The organism is Exiguobacterium abrahamii (genome assembly GCF_015645365.1).
Taxonomy (GTDB): Bacteria; Bacillota; Bacilli; order Exiguobacteriales; family Exiguobacteriaceae; genus Exiguobacterium_A; species Exiguobacterium_A abrahamii.
Genome location: NZ_JADOYC010000001.1, coordinates 1012804 through 1026951, shown reverse-complemented (window position 1 = coordinate 1026951; position 14148 = coordinate 1012804). Strand labels below are relative to the sequence as shown.

At 49.4% G+C, this 14148-nt stretch carries 15 protein-coding genes; 1 reads left to right on the top strand and 14 read right to left on the bottom strand.

All coding sequences use genetic code 11. The features are described 5' to 3' along the window. The first annotated feature begins 141 nt into the window (after positions 1-141). Positions 142-1056: a DUF3800 domain-containing protein gene (locus ITJ88_RS05095; protein WP_023468614.1), complete on the top strand. Its 915-nt coding sequence runs from the start codon at positions 142-144 to the stop codon at positions 1054-1056. 41 nt (positions 1057-1097) lie between these two features. Here the strand turns inward: ITJ88_RS05095 and nth are convergent, their stop codons facing one another. The 14 genes from nth to bshA form a co-directional block, all read right to left on the bottom strand. Next, the gene (gene nth / locus ITJ88_RS05090; RefSeq protein ID WP_195864820.1) at positions 1098-1754 is read right to left on the bottom strand and encodes an endonuclease III; all 657 of its coding nucleotides are present in this window, start codon (positions 1752-1754) and stop codon (positions 1098-1100) included. Positions 1755-1758: 4 nt separating this feature from the next. Then, positions 1759-2337, bottom strand: coding sequence for a DnaD domain-containing protein (locus ITJ88_RS05085; RefSeq protein WP_023468616.1), 579 nt, complete (start codon positions 2335-2337; stop codon positions 1759-1761). A gap of 75 nt (positions 2338-2412) precedes the next feature. Beyond that, positions 2413-3702 (bottom strand): asparagine--tRNA ligase, encoded by a 1290-nt coding sequence (asnS, locus tag ITJ88_RS05080; RefSeq protein WP_195864819.1) that lies wholly within the window; start codon positions 3700-3702, stop codon positions 2413-2415. Positions 3703-3731: 29 nt separating this feature from the next. Further along, positions 3732-4913 carry a pyridoxal phosphate-dependent aminotransferase gene (locus tag ITJ88_RS05075; protein ID WP_195864818.1) on the bottom strand — a complete coding sequence of 394 codons (1182 nt, stop codon included), beginning with the start codon at positions 4911-4913 and terminating at the stop codon, positions 3732-3734. A 14-nt stretch (positions 4914-4927) separates the two neighbouring features. Then, on the bottom strand, positions 4928-5395 hold the full coding sequence (locus ITJ88_RS05070; protein ID WP_195864817.1) for a hypothetical protein: 468 nt from the start codon (positions 5393-5395) through the stop codon (positions 4928-4930). Next, positions 5392-5562, bottom strand: coding sequence for a YpmA family protein (locus tag ITJ88_RS05065; protein ID WP_012370646.1), 171 nt, complete (start codon positions 5560-5562; stop codon positions 5392-5394). The genes ITJ88_RS05070 and ITJ88_RS05065 overlap by 4 nt, the downstream gene beginning before the upstream one ends. A 62-nt stretch (positions 5563-5624) precedes the next feature. After that, complete coding sequence (locus tag ITJ88_RS16250; protein ID WP_230088531.1) at positions 5625-7229, bottom strand: helicase C-terminal domain-containing protein; 1605 nt, start codon at positions 7227-7229, stop codon at positions 5625-5627. A 21-nt stretch (positions 7230-7250) separates the two neighbouring features. After that, positions 7251-8438, bottom strand: coding sequence for an exonuclease domain-containing protein (locus ITJ88_RS16245; protein WP_230088530.1), 1188 nt, complete (start codon positions 8436-8438; stop codon positions 7251-7253). A 105-nt stretch (positions 8439-8543) separates the two neighbouring features. After that, entirely contained in the window at positions 8544-8927 is a 384-nt protein-coding gene (panD, locus tag ITJ88_RS05055) for an aspartate 1-decarboxylase (protein ID WP_029341994.1), read from the bottom strand. Positions 8928-8929: 2 nt separating this feature from the next. Next, positions 8930-9760 (bottom strand): pantoate--beta-alanine ligase, encoded by an 831-nt coding sequence (gene panC, locus ITJ88_RS05050; RefSeq protein ID WP_195864816.1) that lies wholly within the window; start codon positions 9758-9760, stop codon positions 8930-8932. Then, positions 9757-10596: a 3-methyl-2-oxobutanoate hydroxymethyltransferase gene (gene panB, locus ITJ88_RS05045; protein WP_050677432.1), complete on the bottom strand. Its 840-nt coding sequence runs from the start codon at positions 10594-10596 to the stop codon at positions 9757-9759. Before panB ends, panC begins: the two co-directional genes overlap by 4 nt. 248 nt (positions 10597-10844) lie before the next feature. Beyond that, a complete protein-coding gene (locus ITJ88_RS05040; protein ID WP_195864815.1) occupies positions 10845-11816 on the bottom strand; it encodes a biotin--[acetyl-CoA-carboxylase] ligase in 972 nt (323 codons plus the stop codon). Further along, a complete protein-coding gene (locus ITJ88_RS05035) occupies positions 11786-12919 on the bottom strand; it encodes a CCA tRNA nucleotidyltransferase (RefSeq protein WP_230088529.1) in 1134 nt (377 codons plus the stop codon). The genes ITJ88_RS05040 and ITJ88_RS05035 overlap by 31 nt, the downstream gene beginning before the upstream one ends. After that, positions 12906-14048: an N-acetyl-alpha-D-glucosaminyl L-malate synthase BshA gene (gene bshA, locus ITJ88_RS05030; RefSeq protein ID WP_195864814.1), complete on the bottom strand. Its 1143-nt coding sequence runs from the start codon at positions 14046-14048 to the stop codon at positions 12906-12908. Before bshA ends, ITJ88_RS05035 begins: the two co-directional genes overlap by 14 nt. Positions 14049-14148 lie beyond the last annotated feature (100 nt).

The following is a 14148-nucleotide window of genomic DNA, read 5'->3' as shown; positions in this document are numbered from 1 at the left end:
AACACCTAATCATACGAGGGAATGTTTCTACGGTTTCACTTATCAGGCTATGGCTTTTCAGCCGCCTAGCGTGTAAAGTGGCATCAAGAGCATTTCTTTCGAAAAGACTGTGTAATTATTGTGCAATTGGAGGAGATTCATTTGAACAAACGGGTACAATCGAACGTCAAAGGCGTTGACGTCAAAGGATTTCCTAAGAATTCAACCCCTGCCCCGAAGAAATACATCATGTTCGTCGACGAAACTGGGACACCGAAGGGTAATACACAATTCAATTTAACGGGTGTCTTGATGGAATATAAGTATGCCATCGATTCGGACGAGACCGGTGAACCAAGTCCGCTTCGTCAACGTTTGATGGATTTTAAGGCAAAAGTTTTTGAAGATCCGCATATTCCCCTTCATCTGAAGGAAATTTTAAAAGCTGAGCATCCGTATGGTAAAGAAGATGGTATCACGATCGATATGTTACGACATTTCTGGATCGCCTTGCCGGAATTTTTAGTTGATATCGATTGTACGATCGTCAGCGTCGAAGTCGATAAACAGAAGCTACAAGACTTCTTCTCGACACCGAAGGATCCGTATGTCGTTGCCTTCGCTCATCTGATGAAGTCGTTTTATTCCTTCCTTGATGAGACAGAAGCAACGAGTGCGCGTGTCGTTCTTGAAAGCCGTGATGATTATCAAAACTTGCTCATTCAAAAGGCGTTCTTCGATATCTTCAATTCGGGAACGGTCCATCTCGACGTCGAAAAAAGTCGTCAAAAAATCAAAGGCTTCATCTTTGCTGAAAAAGACAGCGACCTCTACCAATCTGGTCTTGAGATTGCCGACTTGGTCTGCTTACCTTTATCTCGCGTCCGTCGTGGTGTCATCGAGGTAAAACCACGGTTTGTCCATTATGGGGACGAAAACCGGATTTTTAAAGCCATCAAAGATAAGATTTACATTCGACGCGATAGTCCGGACCAAGATTTCCGAAACTGGGGCTTCAAAAAAGTACCGATCACGAAAAAGCGTCGTGAATGGTCCGATACTCCTTGGAATGGATGATATGCAAAAAAAAGTGGATCCGGTCTCGGATCCACTTTTTTTTATGGTGTAGCTATTCCTTTTGTCCGTTTTTTCCCCTCTCGACACATGTCGAGTAACGGGCACGCTTCACAGTTCGGACGTTGTGCCTTGCAGTGATAACGTCCAAAGAAGATGAATTGGTGATGGAGCTTTGACCACCGCTCCCGTTTGAAGCGACGCATCAGTGTCGCTTCGACCTGCGTGACATTATCCTTCCAGCGACAGATCCCGAGGCGTTTCGAGACACGTTCGACATGTGTATCAACCGCAAATGCCGGTACATCGAAAGCAACAGACAGGACGACGTTTGCCGTCTTGCGTCCAACGCCAGGTAAGGCTTCGAGCCCGGCGCGTTCCGACGGGACTTCTCCGTCGTGTTGTGCAAGGAGTTGTGCCGCAAGCGCTTTGATGTTTTTGGCTTTATTTCGGTACAATCCAAGTCGTTTGATTTTGTCCTCGATTTCCTCGCCGGGTGCCGCAGCAAGCGAAGCAGGATCCGGATACGCTGCGAACAACCCAGGCGTCACCTGATTGACAAGTACATCGGTCGCTTGTGCACTGAGTGCAACCGCTACGACCAACTCAAACGGGTTACGATGAATCAACTCACAAAATGCATCCGGAAACATCTCTTCTAACGTTGCTTCAATCCGATCGATTTCTGCTTTTCGTAACATCTCCTTAACCTCCCCGCCCTGCGAGATCCTCAAGCGTCTTGATCCCTTCACGTTCCCACGTCCGCAGAATTTGATTGATATAGGTCATTTTGCGGACATTATGGTAGACCGCTTCTCGAAGTGCAGCAAGCACCAGTTCCTCCGAAATGTTCTCGATCGTCAGCCACTGAATGATCTGCTCCATCTGAAACGGTGACATCATCCCGAGTTCCCGTTCGAATTGTTGGAAGACGGACGGGTTGATCGTATCAAAGTTCGGTGCTTCCTGTTCCGGTGGTGCCATCAGCTTTTCGTAAAGCGGAACAAGCGAATAACGTTCAGACCCGTTGACGTTCTCCATTGCCAGTAATCCTTTTTGTAATAAACCGAGTGTCGTTTCGATCGTTTCCGTCTCGGATAGTCCAAGTCGATTACTTAACTCTTCCGGTGACGGCATCTCCATGCCTTCTGCTCGGCAAGCAAACAATTGACCAATCAACGTGAACTCGACAAAACTGATGCCTAACCGTTTTGCCTCGGTGAACAATCGTTTCGGTAAGACGACCGTCCCTTCCTCGAATAATTGCACTAAATTATGATTCATCGTATTTCCTCGATTCTCTAGTCTAAACAAGAAATCGACCCGTCGAGACGATGGGTCGATGTTTTTCCTTACTGCTTATGGATAGAGGCGGTTCAGCAAACGTGGGAACGGAATCGTTTCCCGAACGTGCTCGACACCTGTGATCCAAGCGACTGTCCGCTCTAAACCAAGACCGAAGCCACTGTGTGGAACAGAACCGTATTGACGTGTTTCGAGATACCATTTATAAGCACCTGTCTCGTCAAGACCATGTTTCTTCATCTCTGCGAGGAGTTTTTCATGATCTTCTTCACGTTGTGAACCACCGACGATTTCCCCGTATCCTTCAGGGGCAATCAAATCATCACACAAGACGAAGTCTGGGTTTTCCGGATCTTCTTTCATGTAGAACGGTTTGATTGCTTTTGGCCAGTGCGTGATGAAGACAGGACGTGCAAAGCTGTTTGCGATTGCTGTTTCGTGTGGTGCACCAAAGTCATCGCCGAATTCGATATCGTCGAATCCTTGCTCCTTGAGCATGTCGATTGCTTCCGTGTACTTGACGCGCGGGAACGGTGCTTTAATGTTTTCAAGGACCGTCAAGTCACGTCCAAGCAATTCAAGTTCTGCACGACAGTTCTTCAGTGCCGATTGCACAAGGTGCGAAACATAGTTTTCTTGGACTTCGAGGTTCATCTCGTGATCGTGGAATGCCATTTCCGGCTCCATCATCCAGAATTCGATCAAGTGACGACGTGTTTTTGATTTTTCAGCACGGAACGTTGGACCGAACGAGAAGACCTTTCCAAGTGCCATTGCTGCCGCTTCCATGTAAAGCTGACCCGATTGTGAAAGGTACGCATCTTCATCGAAATATTTCGTGTGGAACAATTCTGTTGTTCCTTCTGGTGCGCTACCTGTTAAGATTGGCGGATCCACTTTGATGAATCCTTCTTGGTTAAAGAATTCGTACGTCGCACGAATCAATTCGTTCCGAACGACCATGACCGCATGCTGGCGCTTTGAACGCAACCAGAGGTGACGGTTATCCATCAAGAAGTCTGTTCCGTGTGCTTTTGGTGTGATCGGATAATCGATCGCTTCATGGATGACTTCGATTTTTGAAATTTCCATTTCATGACCGATCGCTGTCCGACCGCCATCTGATTTGATGACACCTGTCACCCATAGTGATGATTCCTGCGTTAAGCCTTTTGCTTGTTTGAACAAGTCTTCGCCGACTGTTTCTTTGACGACGACACCCTGCATGAATCCAGAGCCATCCCGAAGTTGGAGGAAGGCGATTTTACCGCTTGAGCGTTTGTTTGCTAACCAACACCCGATCGTCACTTCTTCTCCTACAAATTTGTTTACATCTCGAATCATTGCTTTCAACAGTCAACATCCTCTCTCTATTAAACGGCTGTATGTGCCGTGATGAATCCTTCAATCCGGTCGAGTGCCTCTAGGACACGTGCCGGATCCGTCGCGTAAGATAGGCGGACATAGTCCGGTGCACCAAATCCTGAACCTGGAATCAAGGCGACCTTCGCTTCAGATAAAACAGCTGTACACCAGTCATCGACATTATCGAATCCACACATCTCGGCAGCTTGCTTTGCATGTGGGAACAAGTAGAATGCCCCTTCTGGCTTCAGACACGTCAATCCTTCGATTTCAATGAGTCGTGCATAGATTTTTTCAAGTCGTTCTTCAAAGATGACACGCATCGCTTCGACCGGTGCATCACCTTCTGCATACGCAGCAACCGATGCCGCTTGCGCAATCGATGTCGGGTTCGACGTCGAATGGCTCGCTAAGTTCGTCATCGCTGAGATGATTTCCTTCGGTCCGATTGTATATCCGATCCGCCAGCCTGTCATCGCATGGGACTTCGAGACACCATTGATGATGACTGTCCGTTCGCGCATCTCTGGCAAGGACGCAATCGAGATATGTGTCGCACCGTTATAGAGCAACTTTTCATAAATCTCGTCACTGATGACGAGTAGATCGTGCTTGATCGCAACATCTGCCACCATCTCGAGCTCTTCTTTCGAATAGACCATTCCTGTCGGATTCGATGGTGAGTTCAAGACGAGTGCTTTCGTTTTTGGGGTAATGTGTTGCTCGAGCAATTCCCGTGTCACTTTGAAGCGAGACGCTTCGTCCGTTTCTAAAATGACCGGCACGCCGTCACTGAGTTTAATTTGCTCTGGATAACTGACCCAGTATGGTGCCGGGACGATGACTTCATCGCCTGGATCGAGAATCGCTTGGAACAACGTTGATAGTGCATGCTTTGCGCCTGAAGCGACCATGACTTCTGAGCGTTCGTATGGCATCCATAAGTCACGGCGTGTCTTTTCGATGATTGCATCCTTCAAGGCAACCGTTCCGCCGGACGGCGTATACTTCGTATCGCCCGCTTCTGCTGCCTCGAATGCTGCTTGGATGATGAATTCCGGTGTATTGAAGTCGGGCTCTCCCGCACCTAAACCGATGATGTCTTGACCTTCTTCACGTAGTGCCTTGGCTTTCGCTGTGATGGCTAGCGTCGTAGATGGTGTCAATTGTCGTACGCGTTTCGATAACATGTCGCCCACTCCCTTTACTTGATTCGTAATCGTTTGATGAAAGAACCTTCTTGATACGTGTAATACGAATAATCATAGCCTGTCGTCGTCTTTGAAACGATCTCGATGACAGCACGATCCTCAAAGCCGTACTTAGCAGAAACGATGTCTCCTAGTTCCGGATGATCTGCGATGACCGTTTTGATGGCAATACCATCAGCAACTGGTCGTGTCTCAATCGTTCCTTTTTTCGGTACGAACGCCCGTACCGCCTGTCCGTTCTGCTTCATCTTAAAAACGACATATTGACGTTTCCCGTTAAAGACAGATTCGAACCGGACGTCCGTCGGTTTGAGTTCTTTTTTCAGACGCGCCTCTGCTTGTTCGGCGACGCTCTGTTCCCGGTCTTTTGCCTCAGCGATCGTCACCTGATAAACGGCGGTGCCAAGTACAGTCAAAAGGATGAGTGCACTTAGCAGACCAAGCGTGATTTTCCACTTCATGTGCGGTAGATGGTAAAGACCATCTGCTCCTTGTCTTTTTCATCGAGAGCAAGACCGAACATTAAATCTTCCGTTTTCAGTGTCCGATTCAACAAGTCGACGATTTTATACGTATCGTCATGGCGGTTCACTTTGACGGTCGCAAGTGTTTCAATTTTTGAATCCATCTGTATGTCCTCCCTCATTTTTCTCTATCTATTATAATGCGATAGGGTTTATCTGAATAGACTCAATCGCCATCATTCAAGAACAATTCTAGTTCTGCCGTCAGTTCATCAAGCGGTTTTGATAAAACAGGTACTTTCGGCAGACTCGTGACGAACCGTTTTCCATAACGCGTCGTCTCGATCCGGCGATCGAGTACGAAGACGACACCTCGGTCGTTCGTCGTCCGGATCAAGCGGCCAAAGCCTTGCTTAAAGCGAATGATCGCTTGCGGTAAGCTGTATTCGAAAAATGATGATTTTCCGAGTTTCTCGATCCGTTCCGAGCGTGCCTGAACGATTGGTTGGTCCGGTGGCGCGAACGGTAGTCGGACGATGACAAGACAACTGAGATCATCTCCCGGAATATCGACTCCTTCCCAAAAACTAGCCGTTCCGAACAAGATACAGGCGTCGAGTTGCTTAAACTGTTTCATCAGTCGTTGCCGTGAACCTTGCGTGACCCCTTGTGAGAGTAACGTAAACCGGTCAGGTAGTAACGGCTTCGTCGCTTCATGCGTCAGTCGAAGTAAATCATTTGAGGTAAATAAGACGAGCATCCGTCCTTCCGTCACCTCTGCGATTTGTAAGATGGCTTCCGCAATCGTCTCTGCGAATTCCGGCAATGGTACGTCCTGTAGGAGTGGAAGATCCGTCGGAATCATCAATCGCACGTTATCAGCATATCCGAACGGCGATGGAACGACGAAACGACGTGTCTCAAACGCATCGAGCCCTAAACGGTTCTCAATGAACTGGAACTTATTCGAGACAGTCAACGTCGCAGACGTCAGGATACACGTCCGTTTCGAAAAGACATCGCGACGCAGTCGCTCTGAAATGTCGATTGGTTGTGTGTAGACCCGTGTCAGTTTTCGATTCTTAACGGACGTTTCAATCCAAGATACCGTGTCGTCGTGCGGAGCAAGCATCGTCTCGAAGATGGCGAGCTCCGCTTCTTCGATTTGTGACGTGATCGCTTTTAAATCTGCGACGAGCGAACGCTCGCGATAACTCATCTGCTCCCGGTGTTCATGGAACAGTTTATGAATCGCCCGGATTGCTTGACGCAAACGCCGCAACACCAATTCAACCCGCTTGGCACTTTCCTGGACGGCACGCATCGAACGGTCGAGTCGCTTGAAGCGAATGCTGACCATTCCTTCCCGTCGTGCTTTGCGGGAAGCCAGTTCAAGCCCATACGCTTGAATGATCATCAATAGACCGTCTGCCTCTTCGAGCAACGTCGTCAGCGCCTCATCGACCGTCTCACTATGGGCTTCGACCATCTCAGCGATGTCCCATTCTTCCGACAAATCGAGCAAGCGGTGTAATAATTTTTTGTCAGATGAATACCCGAGTTGTCGGAACAGACGATCAAACGTATGTCCATCAAAGACAAGACCAAAATGATGGCTCGCGACTTCTTCGATTTGGTGTGCCTCGTCAAGAATCAACGGACTTCCTTTCGGTAAGACCCCTGCTTCGAACTGCAGGTCACTAAACAACAAGGCATGGTTCGTGACGATGATCGTCGCATCCTTTGCTTGGCGAATCGCATGTTGGAAGAAGTCCCGGCTGTACCACGGATCAAATCGTCCGAGCTGCGATTGGCTATCAGACTGGATCAACTGTTTGATCCCGATATTGCCTTACGCTGCACCGCCTGGTAAGCTGACTTCTTCTAAATCTCCCGTTTCCGTCTCCGTCAACCAGACGAGCAGAATCGCTTTGGCGAGCGTGAAGTTATAGGCATCCTCTTGATCATTCAAGAAAAATTCAAATTTCCGTAAATCAATATAGTTACTTCGTCCCTTAAGCAATGCAATCTGGACCGGTGCATCGAACAGCTGACGCAAGAGCGGTAAATCACGGGCGAACAGTTGCTCCTGCAACTGAATCGTGTGCGTACTGACGACGATTGGGACTTCATGCTCGAGCGCGTAATGCGCTGCCGGAACAAGATAACCGAGCGATTTCCCGGTTCCCGTTCCCGCTTCGACGAGTAACGGCGTTTCTTGATCGAGCGATTGATAGACGTGACGCATCATCTCGAGCTGCCCACGTCGCTCTTCATATCCTTCGAATAGACGAGGGAACGTCACGGCATTCAATTCATCAACGAATGGTCCGAACGGTTCAAGAACGGGCGGATGCGACAAGCGTTCGATCGTCTGGCGCTTTTTCAAAGCGATTTTTCGAAAACGATCGAATCGTCCATCCTCTTCGATACCGACCGAGCGAATCGCATGGTCGATTTCCTCTTCGACGGCACTGAACAGGCGTGGTGATAACCGTCTTAAGTGCTTCAATGTCTCAAGCGGCAACGTATGTAGTCGTTTGAGTAGTTCAAGCAACAATTCAGCCGTCGCCGAAGCGTCACTCCCTGCCCGGTGCGCTTCTTGATGGGCAAGATGTAATGACTCTGACAGATGCGACAGCGCGTGGCTTTCTGCTGTCGGAAGTAAGATTCGTGCGAGTTCGACTGTATCAATGACAGGACCTGTGTATGGCAAGTATCCTTCCTCTTCTAACGCATCGTTTAAGAAGTTTAAATCGAACTGCACATTATGTGCGACGAAGACACCACCATCGAGCAATGATAAGACACGCGGTGCGATGACATCGAATGTCTCGGCCTCTTTGACATCCTCATCCGTGATGCCCGTCAACTGGGAAATGAATGGAGGAATCGGTTGGGTCGGACGCACGAAGGCAGACAATTGTTCTGTCAACTGTCCATCTTCAATGACCGCCATGCCGATCTCAATCATCTCATCGCCAGCCTTTATGGAATGACCTGTCGTTTCCAGGTCGACTACGACGTACTTTTTCTTCAACACTGATCCTCCACCTTTTATCCATCCTCTCCATGACCGGATGGCATCTCATTCTTCATCTTAACAAAAAAAGAGACCCGCTGACATGATCGGGTCTCTAAAATTTCATAAGATCGTGTGGGCGATTTCTTGAGACAACATTTGTTTGATGTCGTTCTGTTCATTTAGAACAGCCACTTTTGGAACATGTGTCGCGATTTCTTCCGTCGATAGTTGCGCGTACGCCATGATGATGACCTCATCTCCGACTTGGAAATGGCGAGCTGCCGCACCGTTCAAACAGATGACACCTGAACCGCGAGCACCTTTAATCGCATACGTTTCAATCCGTGCACCGTTCTGATTGTTCGTCACTTGGACTTTTTCATTTTCAAGGATCCCGACAGCATCGAGTAAATCCTCATCGATCGTAATCGAACCAACGTAGTGTAAGTTTGCCTCGGTGACCCGGGCTTTGTGTAGTTTAGCGTGCATGAATGTGCGTAACATCGTCATGCTCCTCTCGTATATAGTAAATTATCGATCAAGCGTGCCGATGCAAATTGCACGGCGACAGCTAAGAGAATCGTCGTCGTTTGTTCCGTAACGGGTCGTAGTGATGGATAGTCGACGGCTTCGACGTAATCGATCGTCGTCCCTTCGAATTGAAGTGCTTTGCGCGTCCGCTCGAGAACCGTTTCAACAGGCACCCCTTGATCGAGTGCTTGTTTCGCTTGTTGCAACGCCTGCTGGATTCCCGGTGCTTGCGCCCGCTCTGTTTCCGATAGATAGACATTACGTGACGATTTCGCTAGACCATCCGCTTCGCGAATGATCGGGCAACGGACGATCTCAACCGGAACGAAGTAATCCGCGACATACGCTTCAATCAATGCGAGCTGTTGTGCATCCTTTAAACCGAAATATGCACGGGTTGGACGGACGACGTTCAATAGTTTGCTGACGACCGTCAAGACTCCATCAAAATGTCCTGGTCGTGATGCACCGCATAAGACATCATCACCGGAGCGGACCGTAACACGGGCCATATCCAGCGGATACATCGTCTCGTTCGTCGGATAGAACAGATAATCGACCCCTTCTGCCTCCGCGATCTTCTGATCGCGTTCCGCGTCTCGTGGATAACGATCCAAATCTTCGTTTGGTCCGAATTGTGTCGGGTTGACGAAAATACTCAAGACGACGACATCATTCTCTTGTCGTGCTTGTTTGAGCAAGGAGGCATGCCCTTCATGCAAGAATCCCATCGTCGGTACAAAACCGATTGAACCGGCTCCCGCTAAACATTCGCGTAACGTCTGGACGTCCTGGATGATTTTCATTCTTTAGTCCCTCCATAAAGCGCACCAATCAATTCTTCGTCCATCTGGAACGAATGTGCTAGTTCAGGGAAGGCACCGGCTTTGACGTCTTTGACGTAAGCAGCGATGGCTTCCGTTCCTGAAGTATTCCAATCCGTATACGCTTTAACGAACTTCGGTAAACGACCGACACCATACGTCAAGATGTCGTGATAGACAAGTACTTGGCCGGCGACATCTGCACCGGCACCGATGCCGATGACCGGAATCGAGAGGAGCTCTTGAATCCGTTTCGCGAGCGGATGCGGCACACATTCGAGGACGAGCATCTTCGCTCCGGCACGCTCTGCTTCCAAACTGTCTGCAATCAGTTGTTCGGCTGCTTCTAGTGATTTCCCCTGGACTTTGAATCCTTCAAGGACACCGACGGATTGTGGTGTTAATCCGAGATGCGCGACACAAGGCATCCCAGCGTCCGTCAAACGACGAATCGTCTTTAAAATCTCCCCTGCCCCTTCCAGCTTCAAGGCATCTGCCTGCGATTCTTGGAAGATACGCGCTGCTGATTCAAGCGTGCGATCAAATGAACCGTGATAGCTTGCGAACGGCATATCGACGATCATGAACGTCTGTGGTGCGCCGCGGCGTACCGCGCGCGCATGATGAACCATGTCGTCGACCGTGACAGCAATCGTTGAGTCATAGCCGAGGATGACGTTCCCGAGGGAATCGCCGACGAGCAACATATCAACTCCTGCTGCCTCCGAAAGTTTTGCTGAAGGATAATCATACGCCGTCAACATGACGAGCTTCTCTCCAGCTTGTTGTTTTTTGAGTAATGGACCCATTGTGTGCATCGTGTTCTCTCCTTACGTGTGTAGGGAGGACAAAAGGAAAACGCCTTCTTCTCCAAAATAAATGCATGCGGAAAAGAAGGCGGAATAATTGAATATCGTCCTTCTGTCCCTGTCCGTTAAGATCAAGGCAGTTGAAACAGCTAAAACTGGCACCTGTCAATTCGGTATGGTTCCGGCAAGCGGATACCATCCGTGGCTTTATTATACATGACGGGAAAAGCTCTCTGCAAACCGTCTGATTCAAACCTTTATTCTTTTTCCCAGTAAATCAGCTCTGCCGAATGGAAACGGGTCTCCCCCGTTTCCGTCTCAATCCGAATCGTGCCCGTCTCGTCAATACCAAGCAATGTTCCGGAAGCGGTCATCTGACGTGTCCGTAGCGTCACTCGTTCATGTAAACGATCTGCGAGTGTTTCCCACTCGGAGACGAAAGATCCGAACCCTAGCTCGAGCCATTGTGTGTATAGTCGTTCAAATCGATTCAAAAAAGTCGCGACGACCTCCGCACGTCGGAAATTCCTTCCTGATTCTCGGACGAGCGAGGTAGCACGATCTTTAATCCCTTCCGGAAACTGCTCGTGATGCACATTGATCCCGATGCCAATGATGACTGAACTGATTCGGTCCGCCTCGGTCTGCATTTCCGTCAAAATGCCTGCCACTTTACGACCGTTGATCAAGATATCGTTCGGCCATTTAATCGTAACCGGAACATCGAATGTCCGGAGAGACTGGGCAAGTGCAATACCTGCTACGAGCGTTAATTGACCTGCTTGGTGCATCGGTACATCCGGTCGGACGAGTAGACTCATCGCGATGCCTTCATTTTTCGCTTCATGCCACGTTCTCCCTAGCTGTCCGCGTCCATTCGTCTGGTGATCGCATACGACGAGTGTTCCTTCCGGCGCTTGCTGTTGCGCTTGCTCATGTGCAATCCGCTGCGTCGTGTCCAGTTCTTCGAAATGAAGGATGTGGCGACCAAGACGCGCTGTCGTTAACCATTGTTCAATGGCAATCGGCGTCAGCAAGTCGCCTTCATCGACTAATTGATAGCCTTGTTTTTTATTCGAGATGATTTGGTACCCTTCTTCCTTTAGGGTTTGCATATGTTTCCAAATAGCGGTACGTGAAATATTTAACGTCTCTGCTAATTCCTGTCCGGAGTACCACGTCCGCTGACGAAGTGCGATCAAGATTTGTTCTCGGACTGAGTGCGCCATCGATCTACCTCCTTCAGTAATGTCACGCGGTCGTTTGGGCAAGCACGCGTGACGACACTGTATTCCAAATGCAAAAGTGCTTCCTTGATCTGTTGTTTTTGAAGACCGAGGTGGATCATGTCTTTTCCGTCGACAGCGAGCTCTTTGCGACTGCGGATCGGTAAGTCTGATCGCTCTGGATAATCCGTTCCGGTCATTTCCTGAAGAATCATCAGTTCCTCGTCCGACAACTGATAACGATCCCAGTCCTGTAATGGTCGGTGTAACAGAGGTGTTAAACGCGTTGCGAGCTGCACTTGATGTTTCGATCGTTTCCAGCGCGTCAATTGATCTTTCGCAAGACCGGCATCGAGTACGAGTGTCCAGACGGCATCTTTTGAGACACCCTGAAACGACTGCTGCGCGAGCCCTTTGACGATTTCTGAAGTCATATCGGGGAGGTAGCGTTCGATTCCTGTCCGGAGCATCGCCTGTAACGCCTGCTGTTTTCCAGGACCAAGTAAGAGCTTCTCGAACTCGATCGCGATCCGCTCAATCGCAACGGCCGCTAGATGCGGAGCGAGTTTAACGATTGCTTGTTCAGTTGCTTCGTCAAGCGAGAAATCCAGTTGGCTCATGAAGCGGAACGCCCGCATCATCCGAAGCGCATCTTCATTAAAACGTTCAGCTGGTTCGCCGACCGTCCGGATAATTCGCTCTTCGATGTCATGCGCTCCTCCGAACAGATCGACGCGACCCGTTGGTCTGAGTGCCATCGCGTTGATCGTAAAGTCACGCCGGGTTAAATCCTCTTCTAAACTAACGCCAAGCGTCACCACATCCGGTCGCCGGCGATCGCTGTACGTTGCTTCTGAGCGGAACGTCGTGATCTCGTACGGCACGTGGTTGAGAACGACCGTCACGGTTCCATGCTCGAGTCCTGTCGGAATGACGACAGGGAATAAATCGATGATCTGTTCCGGTAACATCGAGCTCGCTAAATCATAGTCTCCCGGTGTCCGGTCGAGCAACATATCACGAACGGCACCACCGACGATATACGCTTCACCACCGGCCTCCTCGATCGTCTGGATGATATGATGTGCCCCTTCAAGCAAGTTCATGACGCGCACACACCCGTTCATAGACTTGTTCATAACGACGAACGATCTCATTCGAATCAAAACGTCGACGCGTGTCGCGAATGCCCTCTTCTGCCATCCGTTCCCGTAACATCGGATCATCTGCGAGTTCACCGATTCGTGCCGCAGCCATTTTGACATCGTAAGTCGGAACGATATATCCGGTGACGCCGTCCTGGATGACTTCCGGTAAGCCACCTGCTGTCGAGACGACACTCGGGACCCCAATTGCCATCGCCTCAAGGACGACGAGCCCGAACGCTTCTTTTTCTGACAACAGGACATGAATATCACTAATGGCGAGCAATTGCGCGACGTGTTCCTGTTTACCTGCAAAGATCACTTTGTCGTAAATGCCGAGTTCCTTTGCGCGACGTCTCGTTTGTCCCATCTCTGGACCATCCCCGACGAGCAACAGACGCATCTTCCGGTCTTTCGCTGCAATGGCGAACGCTGCAAGCGTATCATCAATTCGTTTGACCGGTCGGAAGTTCGAGATATGAATGACGACGACTTCGTCTGCTTCGATGCCGTAATGCCGCTTCAAGCGTTCATCCCGCATCGGATAATAGACACTCTCATCAATCGAGTTCGCAATGACATCGATGTCGTAGTGTGCATTGAGCGTCGCATTCGTCTCAAGCGCTAAACTCTCGGAGACGGCCGTGACCGCGTCTGACCGTTCAATACCGTACCGAATGGCCGGTTGCATCTCTAAGTCTTGCCCGATGACGGTGATGTCCGTTCCGTGTAACGTCGTCACGACGGCGACGCCTTTTTTCTTTGCCATGTTTCGTCCGAGATCTGCACAGACCGCGTGCGGAACGGCGTAATGGGCATGGATGACATCGAGATCGAATAAATCAATGATTTCTGCGACTTTTGACGCTAACGTAATGTCGTATGGTGGATATTTAAAAACGGAATATTGGTTGACTTCAACCAAGTGGACCGTGATGTTTGGTCGATATTCCGTCAGGCGAAACGGCATGCTCGACGTAATAAAGTGGACGTCATGTCCACGGTCCGCTAATTTCATACCGAGCTCCGTCGCGACGACCCCACTCCCGCCGACGGATGGATAACAAAGAATCCCAATTGCTTTTTTCATGATAAAACCACACTCTCTTTATGACTTCTATTCGTCTCTATTCTAAGCAATATCAATCGGAATGACCATACTGATCACTTTTCGACTGATTTTCATAGGA